Origin of the sequence: Bacillus sp. FSL W8-0770 (genome assembly GCF_038008705.1) — a bacterium.
Taxonomy (GTDB): Bacteria; Bacillota; Bacilli; order Bacillales; family Bacillaceae_G; genus Bacillus_A; species Bacillus_A cereus.
On record NZ_JBBOZR010000001.1, the window covers coordinates 2,112,515 to 2,137,070 of the forward strand.

Sequence of the window (24,556 nt, forward strand, 5' to 3'; positions counted from 1 at the left end):
ACTCTTCATTAAAAAAGACCCTTATTATTTTAATAAGGGTCTAAAAATTATAATCCAAATATACTAAAAATCATTTTGCGGCGCTTCGGTTTCTTTTCTCGTTCATATGTTGGTTTTGAATCAGGAGTAATATAAATGGGTTCTTCTTTCGTTAGGGCAGCTTCTAATTTTTGAATTCGCTCTAACATTTCCTCCATTTCACGACGGTGTTGTAAAAGTTGGTACGTGACGACATCATTTGCCTTATCTTGCATTTGTTCTTCCATTCGATCAAGTCTTCTCGTAATAGTGTTTAATTGATCAGCTAATTGCTCAAAATCATTGGGTAATATGTTTTGAACAATTGTATTAACTTGAGTTTTTAATTCCTCAACTTCATTTGAGGAAGCCTTTTGAGTAGATTGAGAATTTTGAGATTGCTCTATTTGAAATCGATGGTGTTCTAACATTTGATCGACATCCTCTTGTGTGAAAATAAAGTGGCCATATTTGTTTTTCTCTATCGTAAGATTTAATTGTTGTGCGATCCGGACAACAGCCTTTGGGCTAACACCTAATTTCTTTGCGATAAATGGTGTTTTATATTCCAAAATAATCCCTCCTATATATATCCTGTTGAATGATTTCGAGCTATGAAGTAAGTTCCCTTCTAGTGCGACAAAAGAAGTGTGGAATCGGCAAAGAAAGTGTTTTTTCACGAAATTGAGTTGAGAAGAATAGTTCGTTTAAATAAAAATGTTTTATCGTAACATTTAGAATAATTTGACGAGTGTAAATGAATTAGATTATCATAATGATAAATATCTTTTTTATGTATGCATATAATATATAAAAAGGTGGTTGCTAATGTAGAATTTTGTTAGAGTATTAGAATGCTTACTTCACTTGAATAAAATTAAGTAGGAGGTGGCTTCCTTGCTTACAAAGTAAGTAAGGAAAAGTATTTGGACATATATAGTATAAGTATAGTGATTGTTTTAATTGCTTTAACGGCATTTTTCGTTGCAGCAGAATTTGCAATTGTTAAAGTGAGAAGTTCACGAATTGACTATTTAATTGCAGAAGGAAATAATCGTGCAACATCGGTCAAAACAGTCATTACAAACTTAGACGAATATTTATCTGCTTGTCAGCTGGGAATTACTGTTACAGCTTTAGGAATTGGGTGGTTTGGTAAACCTGCGTTAAAGCAAATGTTTGATACGCTTTTTGCAAATTGGAATATCTCTACTCAACTAGCAGACATTTTTGCTGTAATTTTAGTGTTTTTGTTAATTACTTTTTTACATGTTGTAATAGGTGAATTGGCCCCAAAAACATTTGCAATTCAAAAATCTGAACAAGTGAGTTTACTTGTTTCTAAGCCGTTAATTTTCTTTTATCGTATTGCATTCCCATTCATTTGGCTATTAAATGGTTCAGCTCGAATCATTACGAAGCTGCTAGGGCTGAAACCGCCGAAGGGACATGATGAGGTTCATTCAGAAGAAGAATTACGGTTGTTAGTTTCAGAAAGTTATAAAAATGGTGAGATTAATCAATCTGAATATAAATATGTGAATAAAATTTTTGAATTTGATGATCGCATTGCAAAAGAAATAATGGTACCTCGAACTGAAATGAATATTATAAGTAAAGAGATGCCTGCTGAAGAAGCTTTGCAAAAAATGTCTCGTGAAAAATATACAAGGTATCCAGTTGTTGATGGCGACAAAGACCACGTAATAGGTTTTGTGAATTTTAAAGATATTTTTACTGAATTTGTACAACATAAAGCTGTTAATAAGAAGACAGTAGAGCAATATATGAGACCAATTATTTTAGTTAACGATTCTATTCCAATTCATGATTTGTTTTTAAAAATGCAAAAAGAAAGAACACATATTGCTATATTGATAGATGAATATGGTGGAACATCTGGACTTGTTACTGTTGAAGATATTCTGGAAGAAATTGTTGGAGATATTCAGGATGAGTTTGATACGGATGAGCAGCCAGAAATTCAAAAGGTTAGTGAAACGAAGACGATACTAGAGGGAAAAGTACTTGTTAGTGAAGTGAATATGTTATTTGGTTTAGGGATTGATGATGATGGTGTTGATACAATCGGTGGTTGGATTTTAACGAAGAATATAGAGATTGCTGAAGAGGATTCCATTGAAATTGAAAATTATAAGTTTTGTGTGAAAGAATTAGATGGACATTATATAAAAAGATTAGAAGTTACAAAGATAGTAGAATCGATTGTTATTTTAGAAGATGAAAAACAAATTTCGTTACAAGAGCAAATTAGCTCGTAAACTCTGCTATATAGCAGAGTTTTTTTGAGCATAATGTTTTTTGAGGGATAAGGGCTATGATACAATGACATAAGTCAAACCTTTCACTAGGTGAAGTATTGTTGTATACATATATTTGGAAGGAGAAGAAGTATGAAAAAGCATTTATATATAAATGGAGATTGGAAATCTGTAAACACGTATAAACCATTATATGCACCATATTCTGAAGAAACATTAGCTGAAATTGCACAAGGCACGGAAGAAGATGTAAAAGAGGCTGTTACCGCTGCAAAAAATGCAATGACAAAAATGAATACATTATCTGCATATGATCGTGCGACTATTTTAGAGAAAGTTGCGCAAAAAATGGATGAAAGAAGAGAAGAATTTGCAGAGATTATTGCAAAAGAAGCTGCAAAACCAATACGTGCTGCAAGGGGAGAAGTAGATCGTACTGTTCAAACATACAAATTTGCAGCTGAAGAAGCGAAGCGTATATATGGTGAGACATTGCCATTAGACGCCGCACCTGGTGCAGATGGGCGTATTGCATATACAATCCGAAAGCCGATTGGGGTTATAGGGGCTATTACACCATTTAATTTCCCATTAAATTTAGTAGCGCATAAAGTTGGACCAGCAATTGCTGCCGGAAATACAGTTGTATTAAAGCCAGCTGATCAAACGCCATTATCATCTTATGCATTAGTTGAGTTATTTGAAGAGGCAGGATTGCCAAATGGAGCTTTAAATATCATTTCTGGCCCTGGCTCCACGGTTGGTGAGGCCATCGTCAAAAATGATTACGTTGCTTCTATTACTTTTACCGGAAGTCCAAAAGTTGGAATTGGAATAAAACAAAAGGCTGGGCTAAAACGAGTTACGTTGGAACTAGGATCAAATGCTGCTGTTATCATTGATGAAGATGTAGAGTTAACAGATGAAATAATTGAACGTGTAAAATGGGGAGCATTTGTTAATAATGGACAAGTTTGTATTTCCGTACAACGTGTTTTTGTACATAAAACGAAAATGCATGAATTTCTTTCGAAGCTGAAGAAAGCGATGGAATCAGTTGTTGTTGGTGATCCATTGCTTGAGGAAACCGATGTATCAGCTTTAATTTCAAAAAAAGATGTAGAGCGAATTGATATGTGGGTTCAAGAAGCAATTAAGGAAGGAGCAACTGTTTTATGCGGTGGTAAGAAGCGGGATGCAAGAATTTTTGAACCGACTGTATTAACAAATGTTCCAGATCATGTATCTGTGCAGTGCCAAGAAGTATTCGGCCCACTCATGACAGTAAATACATTTAAAGAATTTGATGAAGCGATTGAACAAGTAAATAATTCGCGTTACGGCTTACAGGCAGGTGTATTTACAAATAATTTAGTTAAAGCAATGCGTGCAATTGATGAGCTAGAGGTTGGTGGTGTCATGATTAATGATATCCCAACGTTCAGAGTAGATCATATGCCTTATGGTGGTGTGAAAGAAAGTGGTACGGGGCGTGAAGGAATTAAATATGCAATAGAAGAAATGACAGAAATGAAATTAGTATGTATTAAAAAATAAAATAGAAAAACTTAAAACTTGCACTAAAAAACGAGTAGGAAATGTTTACGATTCCATACTCGTTTTTTACGCTGCTAGTAACTATTTAATTAAGTGTAACTTTTACTTCATTTCTTGTTTGAAAATAGTATCTTCTACATAAATTTGTTCTTTATCTACAGCAGTAGCATGAGTTAATACTAAACCGATGGGTGTTTTTGTATCTTTATTTTGAACAATTGTAAAAGGAACATTTTTTTCGTTTGCTAATTTAATGTATTTTGATAAATGTGGGTAAGCAATGCCACCATTTAGGAGGAGTTGTAATGATTGAGAAGGGCGCATGCTACCCGCCACTTCAGAGTATACATTACTTTGCATTACTTGACCGATCGTTAAAGCGATTTCCACACGCTCACGTAATGTAGTTAAATACATATTACGTTCTTCTGGTTTGTTTTGCTTTTGGCCGTAAATGCCTTCTTGGAGATAATCTTCCACATTTTTATTTACCATATTTTTCACACCTTTCATTTTCTATTGTACGCAAGAATTAAAAATGATGCAAAAAAGTCGTTTTGATTACGGAAATAATGAAAATATGTGAAGGAAAAAGGGGATTTGCATACAATTAGTTAAATAAGAAAGAAAAAATAATTTTATCAACAGAAATTAACAAAATGTGACAAAAATCTATTAACGAATCGTATTTTTTGTGTTAATATTCAAAATATAAAGGGTATTCGTCGTATGGAAATGGAGGGAATGGAGGTTTTTCCAATCGATAAGGATATTAAAGAAATATTTTGTTCACACTTGAAAAACAATAGGCACCAATTCGTAGAGAACTGGAAAAACAAAATGATAATTTCCGAAAAAGATCCATTTAAACTAGAAGTAGTTCAAAATGGAGAGGATTTACTAGAGTTAATTATCGAACTTACTATGGAAGATAAAGATATAAATTATCTTCAACCGTTATGTGAGAAAATTGCTATTGAACGTGCTGGAGCAGATGCGAATATTGGAGATTTTGTTTATAACGCAAACGTGGGAAGAAATGAACTTTTCGAAGCGATGTGTGAATTAGATGTTAGTGCTCGTGAATTGAAACCAATTATGGCAAAAATACATACTTGTTTTGACAAATTAATTTATTATACCGTTTTAAAATACTCGGAAATTATATCGAAGAATTTAGAGGAAAAACAGCAATATATTAACGAAACACATAAAGAAAGACTGACGATTTTAGGACAAATGTCAGCTAGTTTTGTACATGAATTTCGTAATCCGCTTACTTCCATTATGGGGTTTGTCAAATTATTAAAGGCAGATCATCCGAGTTTATCGTATTTAGATATTATTTCGCATGAATTAGATCAATTAAATTTTCGTATTTCGCAATTTTTACTCGTATCAAAAAAAGAAATGTGGAATGAATCGGAACGGTTTTGGCTTAATGACTTGTTTCAAGACATTATACAATTTTTATATCCGAGTTTGGTCAATGCGAATGTTTTGATTGAAAAGAATTTACCGTATCCAATTCCGCTTGTTGGTTATCGAAGTGAAGTGAGACAAGTATTTTTAAACATATTAATGAATTCAATTGATGCTCTTGAATCAATGAAAGAAGAACGAAAAATTATCATTGATGTATTTGAAGAAGATCAAGCTATTCGAATTGTGATAAAAAATAATGGACCAATGATTCCAACTGAAAATGTAGAAACGATTTTTGAACCATTTGTAACTACTAAAAAGTTAGGAACTGGTATTGGATTATTTGTATGTAAACAAATTGTGGAAAAACATAATGGATCCATTATGTGTCGATCAGATAACGATTGGACAGAATTTCAAATTGCATTTCAAAAATAAACAGTCTACACCAAATGAATGGTGTAGACTGTTTTAATTTGTGAGTATAACGGCTTCTAATTTAGGATCTTTAGTTGAATAACCTACTATTGAAATTGTATAAATAACATTTGGTTCAACATTGAATTTCGGTATAGTCAATAAAACGTTTTTATTATCTGCGAGTGAAATTTCAATATCTGCTGTACCAGGGCTAACTTGCAAAAAATCTGTTATTTGTTTAAAGAGTACATTTTCAAATAAATGATCTCCATCTTTTAAATCTACATTTACAACAGGGGTATCTGAAGAGAAATGTGCAAAGCGTATTTTTGCTTGACCAGCTGGTAAATGTGTATTATCAAGTATGGGTTGTAATTGTAGGTGATTATCACTATTTATTGCAGCAAGAGTATAAGTATGATTTCCCATTATTGGTACCAACGCTGAAAAGATTGGAGTTTCATTTCCGACAGGAACAATATCTATACGGTATTTCCCTTGTACTAATGATAAATAAGGGCTGAATTGCTTAAATGAAATATTTTTAATAACCTTTTGTCCGTTTACTAAAATGTCAACCGCCGGTATATTTGGATTGGCATGAAAAATTCTTATATGTGATGGTAAAGTAGCTTCTTGTGAGTCTCTTGTTTCATACACCTGTACAAGTTTTGATAGTGCATCGTAATATTTCATATATAATTCTATATATTTTTTAGGATTACGAAACTGATAGTAACGTGCGAGCTGTTCGTATTGCGTAACTTCTTGTCCATATTTTTCGATTTCAGATTGAGACATGAACATTCCTCCTTTGTCATCATTAAAACTATATGCGAAGCAAGAAAGCGGTTATGCAAAAAAATGATTTTATAAAGGGAAAATTAAAAATTGACAACAAATATGTTGTCATAAAGAGGTGCTGGTGCTTACGAGAATTTCGTAGAGTAAAGCAGTACATATGACTGTACGAAAGTAAAATAAATTCCAAATTGAAAGTGTATTTCAATTAACATATTGAATACATGTCCAAAAATCGCTAGAAAACTAGAGATTTTTTTAATTATAGGCAAATACACATACAAAGTGATAATTGTCCTACATAAATTATAAAGGAAAGATAGTTTGAATCTGAGGAAAGGGGTGCCACTTCGGGATAGGGATATCCTGATAGTAATTGTGATGTGAATGAAGTTATGAAAAGGTTTTGTGTTATAGGCTGTAGGATGAATTTGTAAACTTCATTTTTCTATTTATTTTAGCAATTGACAGTATTAACCCATAAGAGAGCGTCATGACGAACTGATTAGTGTGGTTAATCGGTTCTTTTTTTATAGTTTAAAAATGAAAAGTTTACATAATGAATAGGAATCTGAATTGATTAGTAAGGTGGGTGTCGAAATTTGTTTTAAAATATGCAATTTAAAGTAGGATAATAGGAAGGAGTTTAACGGGAGTTCCGTCGAAGTGTACAGAATGTCGGCATTTAAGGACAGCTGGCATTATGCTATAAAAACATTTGGTGATGTAGTCATTTCATATAAAAAGGAGGGTTATTTGGGCGTATAGAAAAGGGTTGGTCTTCGGTTTTTTAGTTCTGAATTTTCTGTTTTATAATTTTTTTTAAGCACTCATTTGTATATTTTATAATAGTTTTTTGATAAATTCACTGCTTTTGCAGAGGATTCTTTTTTATGAAAGAAACGTCAATTTTCTTCATATATATATACAAATTGGAGAAATGGGGGAGCGCTATGCGCGATTACTTAATTAAACCACTTGTTGGTCAGCCGTATCCAATGATTTCACATGGAAAAGGTGTTTATTTGTATGATCAAAATGGCAATAAATATTTTGATGGTTCGTCAGGAGCAATTACGGCAGGTATTGGGCATGGCGTAAAGGAGATTGCAGACGTTATTAAAAAGCAAGCTGAGGAGATTGCTTTCGTTTATAGATCACAGTTTACGAGTGAACCAGCTGAAAAATTAGCGAAGAAGTTAAGTGATTTAAGTGTAGGAGATTTGAACTGGAGTTTTTTTGTAAATAGTGGTACGGAAGCGAATGAAACAGCTATGAAAATTGCAATTCAGCATTTTCAAGAGCGAGGTATTCAAGGGAAACATAAAATTTTATCAAGATGGATGAGTTATCACGGTATTACGATGGGTGCTTTATCGATGTCTGGTCACCCACTACGTAGACAACGTTTCGTATCTATTTTGGAAGATTATCCGACTATACCAGCTCCATATTGTTTCAGATGTCCTGTTCAAAAGGTATATCCAACTTGTCAGCTGGCATGTGCGACTGAACTAGAAAGATCAATTGAAAGGATTGGTGCAGAGCATATTGCTGCTTTTATTGCTGAGCCGATTATCGGAGCAGCTGGAGGCGCGGTTGTTCCGCCGAAAGACTATTATAAAGTCATTAAAGAGATTTGTAATCATTACGATATTTTATTTATTGCGGATGAAGTAATGACTGGGCTTGGTCGTACTGGAGCATGGTTTGCGATGGAGCATTGGGGCGTAGAGCCGGATATTATGACACTTGGTAAAGGGTTAGGAGCGGGATATACACCGATGGCAGCGACAGTTGTAAGTGATCGTGTTATGGAACCAATATTACGTGGATCACGTTCAGTAATGAGCGGTCATACGTTAAGTGCAAATCCATTGTCTGCAGCAACGGCTTTAGCTGTTATTGAATATATGGAGAAACATAATCTTCCTGAAAAAACAGCAGAAAAGGGAGAGTATTTAATAAAAGGCTTACAGAAAGTTCAGCAACAATCGACAATCATTGCTGATGTGCGCGGAAAAGGGTTGCTAATCGGAGTAGAATTGCAACCGTTTACAAAAGCGTCAGAGCTTATTTCAGTTGCAGCTAAAAACGGCCTGCTTTTATATCAAGCAGTTTCAGGGCAAGCAGGAAAAGAAGATAGTGCACTGCTTGTAGCACCGCCAATGACAACTACATATTCCGAGTTAGATGAATTACTTTCAATTTTCTCTAAAAGTGTGGAAGAGATGATGCAAAAAGGAGGGCATAGTATCGCATGACAACTATTACAAATACATTCGGTAAATTAAAAGAAATTGAGGAAGTAATTTCTTTGTTCCATGATGATATGACATTAATGTTTGGGGGATTTGGAGGGATTGGATCCCCTCCATCTTTAATACAGGCAATTTTAGAAAAAGGCGTTACAAATTTAAATTTGATTGGAAATGACACTGGATTTCCTGATGTAGGTATCGGTCGTCTTGTTACAAATGAAAGAGTTAAATCACTAATTACTTCTCACATTGGCTCCAATCCAAATGCAGGAAGGCAACTAAACGAGGGAAGATTACAAATTGAGTTTTCTCCGCAGGGAACATTAGCAGAGCGCATTCGCGCTGGTGGTGTTGGTCTTGGTGGTGTTTTAGTTGATGTTGGTGTTGATACGATTGTGGAAGAGGGAAAACGAACAGTTGAAATGAATGGTAAGACTTACTTAGTTGAAACAGCATTAACTGCTGAAGTTTCAATTGTATATGCAAAAAAGGCAGATCCGTTTGGTAACCTTGTATTTGACAAAAGTGCACGAAATATGAATCCTCACGTAGCGATGGCTGGGGATATAACAATTGTAGAAGCGGAAGAAATAGTCCCGCTTGGAAGTTTAGATCCAGAGGAAATTGTTGTTCCAGGTGTTTTCGTAAATTATATTGTACCGTCGGAAGGAGTGAACTGGAAATGGGTATGGGCGTAGAAGTGAGGGATAAGATTGCTAGGCGTGCGGCGAAAGAAATACAAAATGGTATGATTGTAAATTTAGGTATTGGCATACCATCGCTTGTACCAAATCATTTGCCTGACGATATAAATGTTATGTTTCATGCCGAAAATGGAATCGTGGGCATGGGACCAACGCCAAGTAAAGGGAATGAAGACGAAAATTTGTGTAATGCAGCAGGTTTACCAACTTCTCTTATAACAGGAGCGAGTTATTTCGATAGCTGCACAGCGTTTGGGATGATTCGAAAAGGTTTGCTAGACATAACGATTCTTGGTTCATTACAAGTAAGTGAAAATGGCGATTTAGCAAACTGGATTGTACCTGGAAAACGTGTTCCAGGTATTGGTGGAGCAATGGATTTAGCACAAAAAGCGAAGCGGGTCGTTGTTGTGATGAATCATGTTGATAAGTACGGAAATGCAAAAATTGTTTCAGAGTGTACATTGCCATTAACTTCAAAGAAATGTGTAGATTTAATTATTACTGATATGGCAGTCATGGAGGTAACTCCGAGTGGACTTATATTACAAGAATTAATGGGCCCATACACAGTAGAAGATGTAAAACGACATACAGAAGCTGATTTTCAAATTAGTTCTAACTTACTAGTAATTGAATGAAGGGAGATGTAATATATGGAGCAATTAAAAAAGCAAGTTTGTGATTATATTGAGAGCCATGAAGAGGAAAGTGTGAAATTTTTAAAGCGATTAATTCAAGAAAAGAGCGTATCTGGTGATGAAAGCGGTGCGCAGGCAATTGTGATTGAAAAATTACGTGAATTAGGTTTAGATCTCGATATATGGGAGCCCTCCTTTTCTAAAATGAAAGATCATCCTTATTTTGTATCACCCCGTACAAGTTTTTCAGATAGCCCAAATATTGTAGCAACTTTAAAAGGAAGTGGCGACGGGAAATCTATGATATTAAATGGGCATATTGATGTAGTTCCAGAAGGGGATGTGAATCAGTGGGAACATCATCCTTATAGCGGTGAGAAAATAGGGAATCGTATATATGGCCGTGGAACGACGGATATGAAGGGCGGAAATGTCGCACTTATGCTTGCGATGGAAGCGATCATTGAATCTAGTATTGAATTAAAAGGAGACATCTATTTTCAAAGTGTAATAGAAGAGGAAAGTGGCGGAGCAGGGACATTAGCAACTATATTACGAGGATATAAAGCAGATGGTGTCATTATTCCAGAGCCTACTAATATGAAGTTTTTCCCGAAACAACAAGGTTCCATGTGGTTTCGTCTACGTGTAAAAGGGAAAGCTGCACACGGTGGAACGCGCTATGAAGGGGTTAGTGCAATTGAAAAAAGCATGTTTGTTATAGAACATGTAAGAAAGCTAGAGGAGAAAAGAAATAGTCGAATTACAGATCCGTTATTTAAAGGAATTCCAATTCCAATTCCAATTAACATTGGCAAAATTGAAGGAGGGAGTTGGCCAAGTTCTGTTCCCGATGAATTAATTTTAGAAGGAAGATGCGGTGTTGCGCCGAATGAGACTATAGAGGCGGCAAAAGAAGAGTTTGAGAATTGGATTGTTGAATTAAATGATGTGGACAATTGGTTTGTTGAAAATCCGGTAGAAGTAGAATGGTTTGGAGCGAGATGGGTTCCTGGTGAATTAGAAGAAAATCATGAACTCATTACAACACTTCATCATAACTTTGTTGAAATCGAAGGGAACGAACCAATTATTGAAGCATCTCCGTGGGGGACTGATGGAGGTTTATTTACACAAATTGCAAACGTACCAACAATAGTATTTGGTCCAGGAGAGACGAAAGTAGCACACTATCCAAACGAATATATAGAAGTTGATAAAATGATAGCTGCCGCAAAAATTATTGCATGTACATTACTAGATTGGTGTGAGGTGAAAAAATGAAATACTATGAATCTTTTAGAGAACAGACGAATTGTTATACAGTAGAAGGCGTTTTAGATTATTTTAATAAACGTATCCGGGTAGATCACTATACAGGAAATGTTGAAAGTATTATACAGACAATTGACGAACTAGCAGAGAAACATTCTTTCACTAAATGTATTATTAAAGGAAAGGGAGAGCATGTTTCAACATGGCTCTCTTTCGGTTTTTTGTTGGAAGCAACGATACCTCATTATTTTCAAGGACACGATGCATACTTTTTTGTGAAATATAATAATGATGAAAGACGAAATAGTATGCATTGGACTGAGGAAGATACTATATTAAGCGGTGTAAAAGGAAAAGAAATAAAAGAAAAAGTAGTTCCAGAGAAATTTTTGCTGAGAAAAGCGACTGAAGAAGATGCAGAAGAATTAGCAACTGTCTTCGGAAAAGTATTTGAAGTGTATCCGACACCTTTAAATGAAGCGAGTTATGTATTACAGACGATGAAAGAAGACGATACAATTTACTACGTGTATGAATTTGAGGGGAAAATTATTAGTACAGCATCTGCAGAAATGAACATAAAGGAAGGGAATGCAGAATTAACGAATTGTGCTACTTTACCTGAATATCGTAAACATGGATTTATGAAAAGTTTACTAATTAAATTAGAGGAAGAGCTTCGAGAAAGATCTATTTTCTGCTCCTATACAATTGCTCGATCCCTTTCTTTTGGAATGAATGCTGCCTTTCATCAATTAGGCTATACGTATACAGGAAGACTGGCGAATAATTGCTACATTTTCGATAAGTTGGAAGATATGAATATATGGGTGAAAGATCTATCTAGTTATTCGAAAGCAGTAAAACTTCCGTCTCAAAATTTGGTTGTAAAGCAAAACAGTTAGGTGGAGCTGGGTGTTCGAAAAGCTGTACTAATTAGAGTTTCGAGTTATCTAATTAAAATATAAAATTGGTCAAAATTATAGAACGGAATCGTCATGCTTACAATCGCACATAGGTGTGCCGAAAATCCGGCATGTAATTGCTGGATTTTCGGCAAGAGGGGGGATGACATTGCTAGCAGTTTCGACACAAGAAGTCATTGAAGCGATTTTGGGCAGTATTGATGAGGCTATACACGCTGTAGATGAAAATGGAATTACAATATTTTATAATTCTGTAGCTGCAAAACACGATGGATCCAAGATTGAAAAAGTGTTAGGGAAACATCTGTTAGAAGCGTTCCCGTCTTTATCAAGGGAAACGAGTACATTGATGAAAGTACTAGATACAAAAAAACCTATCGTACATCAGGTACAACATTATCAAAATTTAAATGGTGAAGATGTTTGTACAGTAAATACGACGTTACCTATTTTTATAGATGGGAATATTGCTGGGGCTGTTGAAATTGCAAAGGATTACTCTACAATTCAAAAACTTACTGACACAATTGTTGACTTACAGTCGAAAATAAAGCGATCATCTAGAAAAAAAGTGATTAAAAAGCACGCTGCATTTGAGACGATAGTGACAAATGATACGCGGTTTAAACAGACGAAAGAGTTAGCACAAAAAGTAGCACCAACAGACGCGAATGTTTTAATATATGGTGAAACAGGAACAGGAAAAGAACTGTTCGTACAAGCAATTCATGAAGCTTCTAAAAGAAAAAACAAGCCATTTATTGCACAAAACTGTGCAGCTTTACCAGAGTCGCTATTAGAAAGTTTATTGTTTGGAACGACAAAAGGAAGCTATACGGGAGCGATTGAAAGAGCTGGGCTATTTGAACTTGTTGATGGTGGTACATTATTTTTAGATGAACTGAATTCAATGCCTCTTGATTTGCAGGCAAAAATGTTACGAGTGTTAGAAGATGGAGTCATTAGAAGAATTGGTGATAATAAGACGAGAAAAGTAGATGTTCGTGTTATTACCGCAATGAACCAGCCTCCAGAAATATGTTTACGAGAGAATAAAATTCGCACTGATTTATATTATCGCTTAAACGTATTTTCATTATATATCCCACCGCTTCGTGAAAGAACTGAGGATGTACTATTATTAGCATCTTATTTTTTGAAAGAATATAATAAAAGTTATAAAAAAGGTGTACTTCAAATTGATGAGGAAGCGAAAGATAGACTGCAAGCTTATCAGTGGCCTGGAAATGTCCGGGAGTTAAAACATACGGTTGAACATGCTGTTATTATTGCAGAAGGGAATACATTAACAGCCAATTGTTTACCACGTACATTTCGGAAAGAGAAGTTTTCGAAGAAGAAGGGTATAATGCCACTTAGAGAAGCACTTCATCAAACAGAAAAAGAATTAATAGATCAAGCGTTGATTGAAACGGAAGGGAATATATTACAAGCCGCAAAAATGTTGGGTATCCCTCGTCAAACGCTTCAATATAAACTGAGCAAGTACGACAAAACCGCCGAATAATCGGCGGTTTTTGTGTGTTTGCACGAATAAAAGAGCGTTTACATATATAAAAAGTAATGAATATGATGTTAAGTATTGATTTCATACAACGCTTAAAAATATTTTTTTGCTTATGTAATAGGGTTCTCCGCACATTTACTTATCAACAATGTAAAGTTGGCATAACTATTGCTTATATAAAGGATGAGCGTATAAAAAGGGGGAATAGCAATGTTACATGATGTATACAAACCAAATCGTCACTGGAAGGATATCGAATTATGGAAAGATGTTACTGAAGAGCAATGGAATGATTGGGTTTGGCAATTAACGAATACGATCAAAACGTTAGATGACTTAAGAAAAGTGATTAACTTAACACCTGAAGAAGAAGAGGGCGTTAAAATTTCAACGAAAACGATCCCGTTAAACATTACACCGTACTATGCTTGGCTAATGAATCCTGATGATCCACGCTGTCCGATTCGGATGCAATCAGTACCGATTTCGGAAGAGTTATATAAAACAAAATATGATTTAGAAGACCCACTTCACGAAGACGAAGATTCACCAGTTCCAGGGCTAACACATCGTTATCCGGACCGTGTACTATTCTTAGTAACGAATCAATGTTCTATGTATTGTCGTTACTGTACACGTCGTCGTTTTAGTGGACAAATTGGAATGGGTGTACCGAAGAAACAATTAGATGATGCAATTGCTTATATTCGTGAAACGCCACAAGTACGAGATGTATTAATCTCCGGTGGTGACGGACTTCTAATTAACGATAAAATTTTAGAATATGTATTAAAAAATTTACGAGAGATTCCGCATGTTGAGATTATTCGTATCGGAACGAGAGCACCAGTAGTATTCCCACAACGTATTACAGAAAACTTATGTAACATTATTAAAAAATACCATCCAGTATGGTTAAATACACATTTCAATACATCTATTGAAATTACTGAAGAATCGAAAAAGGCATGTGAAATGTTAGCGAATGCTGGTGTTCCAGTCGGAAACCAAGCAGTAATTTTAGCTGGTATTAACGACAGCGTTCCAATTATGAAAAAACTTATGCATGACTTAGTAAAAATCCGTGTACGTCCATACTACATTTATCAATGTGACTTATCTGAAGGTATCGGTCACTTCCGTGCACCAGTATCTAAAGGTCTTGAAATTATTGAAGGTTTACGTGGACACACATCTGGTTATGCTGTTCCGACATTCGTTGTTGATGCGCCAGGCGGAGGCGGTAAAATTGCACTTCAACCAAACTATTTAATCTCACAAAGTGCAGATAAAGTTGTACTTCGTAACTTTGAAGGTGTTATTACGACGTATCCAGAGCCAGAGAGCTATATTCCAGGAAGAGCGGAAGGATACTTTAAAGAGATTTATCCGAACTACGAAGAAAAACGTTCAGATGTTGGTATCGCAGGTCTTATGAGCGATAAGAAATTTAACCTCGTTCCAGACGACTTACAGCGTATGAACCGTCGTAAAGACTACGAAGATAATGATACTCATGCATCTTTAAAAGATAAACGTGATAAGCGCGATCAATTAAAAGATAAAAAATATCAAGCACAAATGGCTAAGTTAGAAGAAAACGACAAAAAAACTGAGGGTGATGCAGTATGAATTGTATGTGGTGTGACAGTACAGAAGCGAAAGAAAGCTTGAATACTGTATATTGGGAATTACCAGATGGTACGAAAGCCATTGAAATTCAAGAGACACCATGTATTTCTTGTTCCTCGTGTGGGATGGACTATCAATCAGACCATACAGTAAAAGAAATTGAAGATCAATTATTCTTAATTTACACGAAAGATTTACCAAAACAACTAACATATGAAGAATTAATGGGAAGACCGCGTCTATTAAAAAGAAATTATTTCGACTTTTAACCAGCTTTTATGCTGGTTTTTTTCTTTTTTGCCTTGTATAATGTACCCAAGTTAGAAAGGTAGGGAATATTTTTGAAAAAGACATTTTACCATTATATGATGAAGCATCGTGCAGCTTTATTTAGAAATGAAATTTCAGATTTAGCAGAGGCGATGTATGATGATTTAAGTTTTCCGAAGCAATCTGAAGACTATGATGAAATTAGTTCATACTTAGAGTTGAGCGGAATGCTAGAAAGTATGTCTATATTTGATGAAGCCTGGGATTTATACATACAAGATAGATAAAAACTATTTGAAAACATACAGAATACATTACTTTATTTAAAGTGAAGTATTCTGTATGTTTTTTTATTATGAAATTTGTTGATTTGAAGCTAGTCTAGTTACTAGCTTTTGTTTGAGTGTAATGTAAATTTTATAAGATTATATTTTTTATTGAAAAAATTTATGAATATAAGCTTCTGTGATAAGCGTTTTTATGTAGGTTGCATATACTGATATCAAAATCACGACGTCAAAAAAAGGAGAGATAGAGATGGCAAGAAAAAAACAACCTAAATACAACGTAGGGGACATAGTCGTGATTACGCTATATGGAACCGTTGGGAAAATCACAAATATGAAGGTTTTAGATGGAGTTTATGTATACGAAGTCAATAATCACGATGGATTTTACGTAGAGCAAACATTGCAGCACGTTACAGAGCAGGATATGAAAAAGGGCGATACGGAGTGGATTGAATTAAATTATAATTTCACGTTTGGTGATCTTGTGCAAGTAACTGGATATGATAAAGATGTTTTCCGTATTGTTGGTTTTCGTACAGAAGTATGGAGATATAAGAATGACGCATGGGAAGATACAATTTATGAATTGTCACGGATTACGGATGGTGAATGGTTAGAAGCGGATGAATCAGATTTAACGTTACTTGCGAATGCTCAAACGGCAAATGCAATTTTGAAGAAAATGAAACAAGATAAAGCAGGTATGAATAAATTAGATTTAGGTAAGTTAAAGTCAATTAACAACTCGAAAAAAGTGAGTGTTAAGACGAATCGTCAAGAAATCATTGATGGATTACTTGACATTTATAACGATTATCAATTATTGTTCGATACATTTAAAGATGAAGAATATAAAATTGTAATGGATGTTGTTCATAATTATTTAGTTAAATTGACAGAGAAAAAGTAGTTAACTAGAAAGAGAGAATAAATTGAACAACAACATATGCAGTATAAGGTATGCCTACAACTATTAAAAAAATAAAAAGCCACTTTATAAGAGAGTCTGCCCATTGATCTTCATGCATGAACTCTTCTTTTGTTTGTCCTACTTCATATTGATTTTCCATTATTATTTCCCCCTTTGAATAGCTTGTACTACAATCGTATGCATCTCGTCCAAAGCTTATGACCTATAAAAAAATAAAATCTATTTTTCTAATCTCATATACATAATTTTGAGATTTTTTCATAAAACAGAAATAAAGGAGTGATGCTCATGAAGGAAATTGAAGTCGTGATTGATACGGAAGAGATTGCGGAGTTTTTTTATGAGCAACTAATTGAAAGAGGGTACGTCCCAAAACGAGAAGAAATTGAAGATCTCGCAGATATTACATTTGAGTATTTATTAGAGAAATGCATGATTGATGAAGTTTTTGATGAAGAGGATGAATGAAAGTAACGACGGGCATAACTCGTCGTTTTTTACTCTTTACAAACCTGTCACAAATATAGTCAATAATTATTGATATAATGAAAAGGAAATTTTACTCAAGAGGTGAAGGAATGTTCAAAAAAATTATTGATTCTTTATTAGGAAAGAAAAAATATCGTTCGTATTCAAGTAGTGATTATCGTCGTAGAGGGCGCTCGTATTCAAGTAGCGATTATAAACGACGTTCATCTGGTTATGGACATCAACATTATAAAAGAAAACGTAAAAGCCGTAGCTTCTTTTCAAGTAGCTGATGAAATGGCGTCGTGTACTAGCATTATTTGATAGACCACTGCGAAAAAATACAATTGTTGCAGAGCGTTATAAAATTGAATCAGTAATTGGAATGGGCAGTTATGGGGTTACATATGTCGTTAATGATTTACAAATAAATAGATATAAAGTCTTAAAACAATTAAGACAAAGTAAACAAAGATATGAGTCTGGTAGAAAATCATTTGAACAAGAGAAAATGATTTTACAAACATTAAATTATCATGCAATTCCTAGTCTATATGATCATTTCATATGGGAGAAAAAGAGCTTCTTTGTGATGGAGTACATGCCTGGTGAAAATTTTGAAGATTATATTTTCATAGATGGGTATGTATATACAGAACGTGAAGTTTTTGAGATTTTATATGAAATATTAGAAATTGTATCGGTGTTTCATAGTGAAGGCATTATTCACCGAGATTTACGCATTCCAAACATATTAATGAAAGAAAATCAAATTAGTATTATTGATTTTGGATTAGCTAAATGGAAAGGTGAGGATGATGAGCGAGCTACAACTTACGAAGGTGAACAAGCTTTGATGCGAGAAGTTCAATTTCGTAGCGACTTTTATGCGCTCGGTCATTTCTCATTATTTTTATTATATGCAGGATATGAATCTAATGAAAAACAGGAAAAACCATGGTACGAAGAATTAACTTTGGAAAATTATAATCGCGAAATGCTTATGCGAATGTTACAAATAAAAACGCCGTACTATGAGAATGTACAAGATTTAAAACAAGATGTAGCTTCTGCTTTAGAAAGGATGGAGACTCCATGTTTCAAAAGTTTTTAGCAAGCGTTGGTATTGGAAGTGCAAAGGTAGATACTGTTCTTGAAAAAGATGAGTATATTGTTGGGGAAGAAATAGTTGGAAAGGTTCATATAACTGGAGGTTCAGTTAGCCAACAAATTGAAAGCATTTACTTAACATTATCGACGTCGTATGTACGAGAAGTGGATGATAAAAAAGTAACAGCAACATATGATTTAGAGCGAGTACGCTTAACCGAACCTTTTTCTGTAGAACCAAATGAAACAGTTGACATTTCATTTTCTTTTCCAATGCCAATTGAAGCACCACTTACACTTGGTATGAAAACGGTTTGGATTCATACAGGTCTTGATATTAAACGTAGTATAGACCCAAGTGACCGCGACTACGTTCAAGTGTTACCTAATGCATTATTAAGTAGTGTTTTAGATAGTGTAAATGAATTAGGGTTTAAAGCACGTCATATAGAATGTGAAGAATTACCGCATCGATTACGTAAACAAGTTCCATTCGCACAAGAATTTGAGTTTATTCCGGTTTCTGGAGAGTACTACGGCAGATTAGATGAATTAGAATTATTAATTTTGCCACGTGCATACGACCGATTAGAAATAATTATGGAAGTAGATAGAAAATCACGTGGATTAGCTGGTTTATTCGCTGAGGCACTTGATCTTGATGAGAAGGTTATTCGCTTCACTGTAACAAGAGAAGATATCCCTGAGATGAAGCAAAAAATTAATAATTATATTTTTTAATAAACTATGCATAAAAAAGAAATGGAGAGGAAAACTAAAACAACCGCTCCATTTTTTTGCATAGTGAGGTTATGTATGTGAAACGATATCGACATTTATACTTGCTAAGTTTTACGTTACTCATTTGTTTTGTCGTATTATCACTTTCGTATCATACCGCTTGTATTGAGAACTTTGACAATATAGTCGCACATTTTATTCAAAGCTTTCGAAACGATTATTTGACGACCTATTTTACTTGGGTGTCTTTTATCGGTTCCAAAAGAATATATTTTCCATTACTCATTATTCTTGTAATGTATTTTCTCGTTAGAAAAAAGTTGCTTAGTGCGTTGCTTCTAACAATTAATTACTACGGATCTCGTTATTTAAACAGTATGCTTAAACTATGGTACGAACGAGCAAGACCTGATGTCACGCAGCTTGTTACTGCAACTGGATATAGTTTTCCGAGCGGTCATACGATGAATGCTACTGCTTTTTTAGGATTTATTGCATACGTCACAATTACTGAAGAACGTATTTCGTTGCATAAAAAATTGTTAATTATTCTTATAGCAAGCTTTGTTGTATTATCTATTTCAGTTAGCCGAATATATCTTGGCGTGCACTATCCATCTGACATATTAGCAGGATGGGCAGCTGGTGGTAGCTGGCTCGTTTTATGTGTTATATTCCATAAAACGTTCATAAAAAAAGAACCTATGTCATAATAGGTTCTTTTTTCATTGGCTCAACATGAATGTGTGCATGGTAAATTCCAAACTTTTTGCGAAGCATAGCTTCGATGTTGTCGGTAATACAGTGACTTTCTCCAACATCCATGCGAGCATCTACTTCAATTGTAATATCAACGTACGTTTGATTCCCGTACATACGTGCTCGAATATCTACAATGTTTTCCACACCGCCAATATGCTCAATAGCATCAGCGTATTCTTCCATTTTATCAGGATCAATTCCATCTGTAAGCATATGAGAAGATTCTACGAAAATCTCCCATGCAGTTTTACAAATAATAAGACCGACAATTAAAGCGGCAATAGGGTCTAAAATAGGCATTTGGAACTGAGAACCGACAATACCTACTACAGTACCAATACTTACGAGCGCATCTGATAAATTATCCTTTGCAGCGGCTTCTAATGATTTACTTTTTGTTCGTGCTGCAATTTTTTTCGTATACAAATACACGCAATACATAACGACAGCAGAAAATAAAGCAACCCATGCAGCGAGTACATTGGGCGCTGCTTGTTTCGGATTTAAGAAAGATTGAATGGCACTAATAACAACTTCTAATCCGACTGTTGCCATAATGAAGGACGCAACAAGTGATGCGATTTGTTCGGCACGCGAATGCCCATACGGATGATCTGGGTCACGAGGTTTACGAGATATTTTTAGACCAATTAATATTGCTAAAGAAGCACCGATATCCGTTAAGTTATTTAAACCGTCAGCGCGTAATGCGCTAGAGAGGGTAATATAACTGATGATGATTTTCATAGAGGATAAAAATATGTAGGCCATAATGCTGACAATAGCGCCTTTATCAGCTTCTTTATGAGAAAGAGTATCCATTTTAATCACTCACCTTTCTTTAAAGGAATTTCTTTCTATAAATAGAGTATCAAACGAAAGTCGTGTGGGTCTATACAAACATTGTTGACGTTTTATAGCTTTTTAAGAAGGGGGTAACAAAGTTTCGTGAAGGAAAAATATGTTGAAAAGTACAAAGTCAGGGTGTAAACCTAATTAGAGTCTATTTACTAAAGAGATAGGAGGGTAGATGGATCAAGAAACGAATACTTTTCTTACTACATATTATTCTTATCATGACAAGGTGTAATTCATTAAACGAGGAAAAACGTCAAAAGATAATTATGAAAACAGATGAAAGCCCTCTGGAAAATGTTTTCCAGAGGGCTTTCATCTTAGTATGCTTCTAAAAACTCAGTAACTTGCTCTTCAGTTTTTGCGTTAGCACTATGTAAGTGGCCTAGCTTCTCACCGTTTTGGTATACAAGTAAACTTGGAATACCCATTACTTGATACTCTTCAGCGATACTTGGAAACTCATCTTTATTAATAGAATACCATTCAAATTTATTGAACTCTTCCATTACATCTCCGATAAAGTTGTCCATACGTACGCAATCTGGGCACCATGTAGTAAAGAACTTAACAACTACTGGCTCCTCGCTTGCGATGATGTCTTTGAATTCTTGTTCTGTTTTAATTTCTTTCATAAGTAAAACTCCTTTCAATATCACACGAATTTATATGCAAAATTCGTATTTGCAAACATGTTGCAAACTTATTATTTGTTTTTTAGTTTTGTAGTTCGTTCACACTTATAAAATTGTATGTAACATGACTGCGCTACTAAGTGTGAAAATAACGGAACCTCACTTTTCTTTATAAGCTTTTTCCAGGATTGTGTCAAACTTTTGAATTTTATACAGAAATTAAAGAAGCCCAAACTTTGATTGAGTATGGGCAGAGTGACTAAAATTAATTGCTTATTAATTTCGAATAAATATTTAAATCGATAAGCTTTCCAGCTGATTTTTCGCTTTTTCTCAGAGTACCTTCTAGATTAATTAACTTTTATTATACAAGAAAATTACAACATTGAACAAAAGCGTTAATTGGAGGTAACGAAATGACAAACTCATCAATTGAATATTGCGTTCAGTGTGAGTAAGAAAGTGGTGTATAAAGATGGAACGAGATGAGAGTTACTTCCGAGCTAAAAAAAGAGTAGATAATTTAAAAACATTTTACATGCATTTAACAATCTACATACTAGTCAATCTGATGCTTTTTTACTTTTTAAGTAGTGAATTAGCTATTTTTTATTTTATAAAGAAATAACTCCGAAGCTCATATCCTTTCATGATAATATAAAGTGAAGAGAGGACCACCTCCCTCTAATTATTAGCATGCACTAATCAGGTTTTACGGGTAGTTAATTTTTCACCTTACGTCCTCGTATGTACTGAATTTTAAAGTGGAAATGTTCGTTAATGCGAGATAAAAGAAAAAAGAGGATATATGAATGCTTGTATTAGGTTTTATATTAATTGGTTTAGGTATTTTTATTGTTTGTCTGACTGTAATCGATGGAATCAGAGAGACAAAGGAACATGGTTTCAGTGGATTTAAAGATTTTATTATTATTGTGCTGGTTCATATTATAGAAATAATCAGTGATTTATGGGGATTCCGATTGCTATTCATGTTAATAGGATTGGTTTGCATCGGATTTGGCGTTGCTATTTTAATAGTAGAATTGTAGTGGAAGATAAGTAAAGGGCATCTAATTAAGATGCTTTTTATATTAATTACAAAAATTGAATCAGGTTAGAAATTATATGGTTGTAATGGGAATTGAGGGATATGAATAAAAAAATTGTATCCCGCATTAACGGGCAGTAAGACCCCCACTGATTAAAGTTTCACTTTATTAGGGATTTGCCTTAAACATTTATTACAGTCAAGAATATTTATAATAATATGAACTAAAAAAGGTCCAATTTTTGTAATGTTGGAGGGGATTATTGTGGACATAACTCAAAGCGTGGCAAGAATAGTGGTTAATGGGAAAGACCTTTCTTTCACTTCAGTTCAAACCTCTGCATGGAATCATGGACCTGTAAATGATTTAATCATTACGACGAATCAGAGGGTGAATGAGCTTTTTCAATTCATGTGGTCACAAGTACCGGTTACGATGTCGATATATTTTCTTCAAGGGGCGGATTTACTTAGGTTCGTTAGGGTTGCTGGAATCGATGAGCGTGTAACAGGAGAATATGTATATCATTTCATTTGGTAATAAGAAGAATTCAAAGTAGTCTAGCAGCTACTGTTTTATTTTGTCATTTGAATATAAGCGAGCGGACTAGCTTATAGTACCTACTGAAATAAAGAATCATAATATAATTTGTAATAAATTATACGGAAGTGAGTTGAAGATCATGTTTTATTCATATTTTAATTCTGAAGCTGGCATGCGACCAGCGTATGGTACGTCTATAACATATAGTGGAGCACAAAGTACAGTCCAAGCTATTCAACAGGCATTGCAAATGCAACAACAAATGCAAATGCAGCAGCAAGGAGTACAACCATATTACTCATCCGTAGAGTATTTTTACCCAGTACATCATGTTACACCGTACGGAAGTTCTTTTCTTACTATTCCATATGGAACTATATACAACTTATAACTAGTAAGGAATGAAGTGGTGTATATAAATAAGGGTGCAGATTAATAGCGCCCTTATGAATAATAAAAATAGCTAGTCCAAACCGTATAAATCAATCTTACATAATATGTAGTAATAAGTTTGAAAGGGGAATTAGTATGTCTTGTTATTACTACTGTAAGTATTGTCAGGAGTATAAAGATAAGCATCATGATTGTTGTAAGAACACTAGTAAGTGTCATGATAACAAGGACAATCTTGTTAGAGCATCGGCATTTAGAGCTAGAAATACTGTGAATCAAAATGTTCCTGCTAATACTTTTGTGAAAGTGTTATTTCAAAATGAACAATTTGATTTAGCGAATGAGTATAATCCAGCAACATCTATTTTTATGCCGAAGACTAAAGGTGTATATTCTGTTATTGGAACAATTGGTTTCTTTCCAAACGATCCAACTTTAAATTATAGAGCGCGTGTAGAAATTCGTGTGAATGGAAACGCAGCGATAGCTATAGATAATGACTTTTTTGGTCCAATAAGTTTTGGAAATGTCGTAAGTGTTTCGACGATTGTTCAAATGAATGCAGGGGATGAAGTTGAGATTTATGCACAAAGTAGTATAGATGGGGTTTTAAGTCCTTTAGAAGATGGGGCACATTTTGAAGCGGCAAGATTTCCTTCTCCAACTAAATAAAACTGATCATTAAATGTTTTTTAGTAGGTTTAGTTAATCCCCTTACCAAATGGTGGGGGATTATTATTGTTTTTCTAGGATATATATAAGTAAATAGGTAAAGTGTAGTTTAATTTTTAGGGGCTTCAACCTTCTTCAGATAATGAACAAAATAATATGCAAATAAGTAACATGCTTGTGAAAACTCATTGTTAGTAAGTTTACTAGTTTTCTTATTGAACAGAAAGACGGAATACATAAAAGATCGTATCATTACGTTTTTTCTTTACTATATAGAAATTACATATTGAACACAGCTTTGTATAGGTAATGCTAATACACTGAAAAGAATAACATAAAGGCGATTACACTATATAAAAACAAA

At 34.4% G+C, this 24,556-nt stretch carries 28 protein-coding genes and 2 pseudogenes; 23 read left to right on the top strand and 7 right to left on the bottom strand.

All coding sequences use genetic code 11. The features are described 5' to 3' along the window. Positions 1-47: 47 nt before the first annotated feature. Positions 48-590 (bottom strand): chromosome-anchoring protein RacA, encoded by a 543-nt coding sequence (gene racA, locus NST27_RS10940; RefSeq protein WP_000456021.1) that lies wholly within the window; start codon positions 588-590, stop codon positions 48-50. A 354-nt stretch (positions 591-944) separates the two neighbouring features. Here racA and NST27_RS10945 point away from each other — a divergent pair, with 354 nt between their 5' ends. Next, positions 945-2,300 carry a hemolysin family protein gene (locus NST27_RS10945; protein ID WP_047386083.1) on the top strand — a complete coding sequence of 452 codons (1,356 nt, stop codon included), beginning with the start codon at positions 945-947 and terminating at the stop codon, positions 2,298-2,300. A 132-nt stretch (positions 2,301-2,432) separates the two neighbouring features. Next, complete coding sequence (locus NST27_RS10950) at positions 2,433-3,857, top strand: aldehyde dehydrogenase family protein (protein ID WP_000716461.1); 1,425 nt, start codon at positions 2,433-2,435, stop codon at positions 3,855-3,857. A 102-nt stretch (positions 3,858-3,959) separates the two neighbouring features. Here NST27_RS10950 and NST27_RS10955 read toward each other — a convergent pair whose 3' ends face one another. Continuing rightward, a complete protein-coding gene (locus tag NST27_RS10955) occupies positions 3,960-4,352 on the bottom strand; it encodes a YueI family protein (RefSeq protein ID WP_000247557.1) in 393 nt (130 codons plus the stop codon). A 234-nt stretch (positions 4,353-4,586) separates the two neighbouring features. On the opposite strand from NST27_RS10955, the gene NST27_RS10960 reads away from it, so the two are divergent. Continuing rightward, on the top strand, positions 4,587-5,720 hold the full coding sequence (locus tag NST27_RS10960; protein ID WP_080296739.1) for a BA2291 family sporulation histidine kinase: 1,134 nt from the start codon (positions 4,587-4,589) through the stop codon (positions 5,718-5,720). A gap of 33 nt (positions 5,721-5,753) precedes the next feature. Here NST27_RS10960 and NST27_RS10965 read toward each other — a convergent pair whose 3' ends face one another. After that, a complete protein-coding gene (locus NST27_RS10965) occupies positions 5,754-6,503 on the bottom strand; it encodes a DUF4397 domain-containing protein (protein ID WP_000083288.1) in 750 nt (249 codons plus the stop codon). A 953-nt stretch (positions 6,504-7,456) separates the two neighbouring features. On the opposite strand from NST27_RS10965, the gene NST27_RS10970 reads away from it, so the two are divergent. The 10 genes from NST27_RS10970 to NST27_RS11015 all read left to right on the top strand — a co-directional run bounded on the left by NST27_RS10970 (position 7,457) and on the right by NST27_RS11015 (position 16,940). Next, positions 7,457-8,767, top strand: a complete 1,311-nt coding sequence (locus tag NST27_RS10970; protein WP_001205884.1) for an aspartate aminotransferase family protein — start codon at positions 7,457-7,459, stop codon at positions 8,765-8,767. Further along, on the top strand, positions 8,764-9,462 hold the full coding sequence (gene atoD / locus NST27_RS10975; protein ID WP_000208107.1) for an acetate CoA-transferase subunit alpha: 699 nt from the start codon (positions 8,764-8,766) through the stop codon (positions 9,460-9,462). Before NST27_RS10970 ends, atoD begins: the two co-directional genes overlap by 4 nt. Continuing rightward, entirely contained in the window at positions 9,447-10,109 is a 663-nt protein-coding gene (locus NST27_RS10980; protein ID WP_000525275.1) for a CoA transferase subunit B, read from the top strand. The genes atoD and NST27_RS10980 overlap by 16 nt, the downstream gene beginning before the upstream one ends. A 15-nt stretch (positions 10,110-10,124) precedes the next feature. Continuing rightward, the gene (locus NST27_RS10985) at positions 10,125-11,393 is read left to right on the top strand and encodes a peptidase (RefSeq protein ID WP_000436691.1); all 1,269 of its coding nucleotides are present in this window, start codon (positions 10,125-10,127) and stop codon (positions 11,391-11,393) included. Continuing rightward, a complete protein-coding gene (ablB, locus tag NST27_RS10990) occupies positions 11,390-12,289 on the top strand; it encodes a putative beta-lysine N-acetyltransferase (protein ID WP_000878603.1) in 900 nt (299 codons plus the stop codon). Before NST27_RS10985 ends, ablB begins: the two co-directional genes overlap by 4 nt. 163 nt (positions 12,290-12,452) lie before the next feature. Continuing rightward, positions 12,453-13,838: an arginine utilization transcriptional regulator RocR gene (gene rocR, locus NST27_RS10995; protein WP_074643110.1), complete on the top strand. Its 1,386-nt coding sequence runs from the start codon at positions 12,453-12,455 to the stop codon at positions 13,836-13,838. A 210-nt stretch (positions 13,839-14,048) separates the two neighbouring features. Further along, positions 14,049-15,470 carry a lysine 2,3-aminomutase gene (gene ablA / locus NST27_RS11000; RefSeq protein WP_000902142.1) on the top strand — a complete coding sequence of 474 codons (1,422 nt, stop codon included), beginning with the start codon at positions 14,049-14,051 and terminating at the stop codon, positions 15,468-15,470. Then, complete coding sequence (locus NST27_RS11005) at positions 15,467-15,739, top strand: YokU family protein (protein WP_000995763.1); 273 nt, start codon at positions 15,467-15,469, stop codon at positions 15,737-15,739. Before ablA ends, NST27_RS11005 begins: the two co-directional genes overlap by 4 nt. A gap of 72 nt (positions 15,740-15,811) precedes the next feature. Further along, positions 15,812-16,027 carry a YozE family protein gene (locus NST27_RS11010; RefSeq protein ID WP_000750717.1) on the top strand — a complete coding sequence of 72 codons (216 nt, stop codon included), beginning with the start codon at positions 15,812-15,814 and terminating at the stop codon, positions 16,025-16,027. A gap of 250 nt (positions 16,028-16,277) precedes the next feature. Then, positions 16,278-16,940, top strand: a complete 663-nt coding sequence (locus NST27_RS11015; protein WP_000101499.1) for a hypothetical protein — start codon at positions 16,278-16,280, stop codon at positions 16,938-16,940. 4 nt (positions 16,941-16,944) lie between these two features. On the opposite strand, the gene NST27_RS11020 is transcribed toward NST27_RS11015, so the two are convergent. Further along, positions 16,945-17,100 carry a DUF3930 family protein gene (locus NST27_RS11020; RefSeq protein ID WP_000431486.1) on the bottom strand — a complete coding sequence of 52 codons (156 nt, stop codon included), beginning with the start codon at positions 17,098-17,100 and terminating at the stop codon, positions 16,945-16,947. 149 nt (positions 17,101-17,249) lie between these two features. Here NST27_RS11020 and NST27_RS11025 point away from each other — a divergent pair, with 149 nt between their 5' ends. The 5 genes from NST27_RS11025 (at position 17,250) to NST27_RS11045 (ending at position 19,993) form a co-directional block, all read left to right on the top strand. Next, the gene (locus tag NST27_RS11025) at positions 17,250-17,429 is read left to right on the top strand and encodes a YozD family protein (protein ID WP_000658451.1); all 180 of its coding nucleotides are present in this window, start codon (positions 17,250-17,252) and stop codon (positions 17,427-17,429) included. 110 nt (positions 17,430-17,539) lie between these two features. Next, positions 17,540-17,722, top strand: a complete 183-nt coding sequence (locus NST27_RS11030) for a hypothetical protein (RefSeq protein ID WP_000473371.1) — start codon at positions 17,540-17,542, stop codon at positions 17,720-17,722. Next, entirely contained in the window at positions 17,722-18,543 is an 822-nt protein-coding gene (locus NST27_RS11035; protein WP_061661747.1) for a serine/threonine protein kinase, read from the top strand. The genes NST27_RS11030 and NST27_RS11035 overlap by 1 nt, the downstream gene beginning before the upstream one ends. Then, a complete protein-coding gene (locus NST27_RS11040) occupies positions 18,525-19,280 on the top strand; it encodes a sporulation protein (RefSeq protein WP_047386086.1) in 756 nt (251 codons plus the stop codon). Before NST27_RS11035 ends, NST27_RS11040 begins: the two co-directional genes overlap by 19 nt. 77 nt (positions 19,281-19,357) lie before the next feature. Further along, positions 19,358-19,993, top strand: a complete 636-nt coding sequence (locus tag NST27_RS11045; RefSeq protein ID WP_000833370.1) for a phosphatase PAP2 family protein — start codon at positions 19,358-19,360, stop codon at positions 19,991-19,993. Here the strand turns inward: NST27_RS11045 and NST27_RS11050 are convergent. The 3 genes and pseudogenes from NST27_RS11050 to NST27_RS11060 form a co-directional block, all read right to left on the bottom strand. Beyond that, on the bottom strand, positions 19,983-20,864 hold the full coding sequence (locus tag NST27_RS11050; RefSeq protein WP_000380385.1) for a cation diffusion facilitator family transporter: 882 nt from the start codon (positions 20,862-20,864) through the stop codon (positions 19,983-19,985). The two genes, NST27_RS11045 and NST27_RS11050, sit on opposite strands and share 11 nt — an antisense overlap. Positions 20,865-21,217: 353 nt before the next feature. After that, on the bottom strand, positions 21,218-21,532 hold the full coding sequence (locus NST27_RS11055) for a thioredoxin family protein (protein WP_000658787.1): 315 nt from the start codon (positions 21,530-21,532) through the stop codon (positions 21,218-21,220). Positions 21,533-21,797: 265 nt separating this feature from the next. Next, positions 21,798-21,878 (bottom strand): annotated as a pseudogene (locus NST27_RS11060) (GNAT family N-acetyltransferase); the annotation flags it as partial. A gap of 129 nt (positions 21,879-22,007) precedes the next feature. Here NST27_RS11060 and NST27_RS11065 point away from each other — a divergent pair. The 5 genes and pseudogenes from NST27_RS11065 to NST27_RS11085 form a co-directional block, all read left to right on the top strand. Continuing rightward, a pseudogene (locus NST27_RS11065) lies at positions 22,008-22,112 on the top strand (2TM domain-containing protein); the annotation flags it as partial. A gap of 232 nt (positions 22,113-22,344) precedes the next feature. Next, positions 22,345-22,584 (top strand): hypothetical protein, encoded by a 240-nt coding sequence (locus tag NST27_RS11070; protein ID WP_000960638.1) that lies wholly within the window; start codon positions 22,345-22,347, stop codon positions 22,582-22,584. 264 nt (positions 22,585-22,848) lie between these two features. Continuing rightward, positions 22,849-23,124, top strand: coding sequence for a hypothetical protein (locus tag NST27_RS11075; RefSeq protein ID WP_000355689.1), 276 nt, complete (start codon positions 22,849-22,851; stop codon positions 23,122-23,124). A gap of 142 nt (positions 23,125-23,266) precedes the next feature. Beyond that, positions 23,267-23,518, top strand: coding sequence for a DUF3947 family protein (locus tag NST27_RS11080; protein ID WP_000500092.1), 252 nt, complete (start codon positions 23,267-23,269; stop codon positions 23,516-23,518). 137 nt (positions 23,519-23,655) lie between these two features. Beyond that, complete coding sequence (locus NST27_RS11085; RefSeq protein ID WP_033689681.1) at positions 23,656-24,192, top strand: ABC transporter permease; 537 nt, start codon at positions 23,656-23,658, stop codon at positions 24,190-24,192. Positions 24,193-24,556: the final 364 nt, after the last annotated feature.

Coding starts and splice junctions, on each gene's coding strand:
- NST27_RS11070 (WP_000960638.1), top strand. CDS start 22,345: ATGCTTGTATTAGGTTTTATATTAATTGGTTTAGGTATTTTTATTGTT.
- NST27_RS10950 (WP_000716461.1), top strand. CDS start 2,433: ATGAAAAAGCATTTATATATAAATGGAGATTGGAAATCTGTAAACACG.
- ablB (WP_000878603.1), top strand. CDS start 11,390: ATGAAATACTATGAATCTTTTAGAGAACAGACGAATTGTTATACAGTA.
- NST27_RS11005 (WP_000995763.1), top strand. CDS start 15,467: ATGAATTGTATGTGGTGTGACAGTACAGAAGCGAAAGAAAGCTTGAAT.
- rocR (WP_074643110.1), top strand. CDS start 12,453: ATGACATTGCTAGCAGTTTCGACACAAGAAGTCATTGAAGCGATTTTG.
- NST27_RS10955 (WP_000247557.1), bottom strand. CDS start 4,352: ATGGTAAATAAAAATGTGGAAGATTATCTCCAAGAAGGCATTTACGGC.
- NST27_RS11080 (WP_000500092.1), top strand. CDS start 23,267: ATGTTTTATTCATATTTTAATTCTGAAGCTGGCATGCGACCAGCGTAT.
- NST27_RS11015 (WP_000101499.1), top strand. CDS start 16,278: ATGGCAAGAAAAAAACAACCTAAATACAACGTAGGGGACATAGTCGTG.
- NST27_RS11020 (WP_000431486.1), bottom strand. CDS start 17,100: ATGGAAAATCAATATGAAGTAGGACAAACAAAAGAAGAGTTCATGCAT.
- NST27_RS10965 (WP_000083288.1), bottom strand. CDS start 6,503: ATGTCTCAATCTGAAATCGAAAAATATGGACAAGAAGTTACGCAATAC.
- NST27_RS10970 (WP_001205884.1), top strand. CDS start 7,457: ATGCGCGATTACTTAATTAAACCACTTGTTGGTCAGCCGTATCCAATG.
- NST27_RS10985 (WP_000436691.1), top strand. CDS start 10,125: ATGGAGCAATTAAAAAAGCAAGTTTGTGATTATATTGAGAGCCATGAA.
- ablA (WP_000902142.1), top strand. CDS start 14,049: ATGTTACATGATGTATACAAACCAAATCGTCACTGGAAGGATATCGAA.
- NST27_RS11040 (WP_047386086.1), top strand. CDS start 18,525: ATGTTTCAAAAGTTTTTAGCAAGCGTTGGTATTGGAAGTGCAAAGGTA.
- atoD (WP_000208107.1), top strand. CDS start 8,764: ATGACAACTATTACAAATACATTCGGTAAATTAAAAGAAATTGAGGAA.
- NST27_RS11030 (WP_000473371.1), top strand. CDS start 17,540: ATGTTCAAAAAAATTATTGATTCTTTATTAGGAAAGAAAAAATATCGT.
- NST27_RS11050 (WP_000380385.1), bottom strand. CDS start 20,864: ATGGATACTCTTTCTCATAAAGAAGCTGATAAAGGCGCTATTGTCAGC.
- NST27_RS10960 (WP_080296739.1), top strand. CDS start 4,587: ATGGAAATGGAGGGAATGGAGGTTTTTCCAATCGATAAGGATATTAAA.
- NST27_RS11035 (WP_061661747.1), top strand. CDS start 17,722: ATGAAATGGCGTCGTGTACTAGCATTATTTGATAGACCACTGCGAAAA.
- NST27_RS11055 (WP_000658787.1), bottom strand. CDS start 21,532: ATGAAAGAAATTAAAACAGAACAAGAATTCAAAGACATCATCGCAAGC.
- NST27_RS11025 (WP_000658451.1), top strand. CDS start 17,250: ATGAAGGAAATTGAAGTCGTGATTGATACGGAAGAGATTGCGGAGTTT.
- NST27_RS11085 (WP_033689681.1), top strand. CDS start 23,656: ATGTCTTGTTATTACTACTGTAAGTATTGTCAGGAGTATAAAGATAAG.
- NST27_RS10980 (WP_000525275.1), top strand. CDS start 9,447: ATGGGTATGGGCGTAGAAGTGAGGGATAAGATTGCTAGGCGTGCGGCG.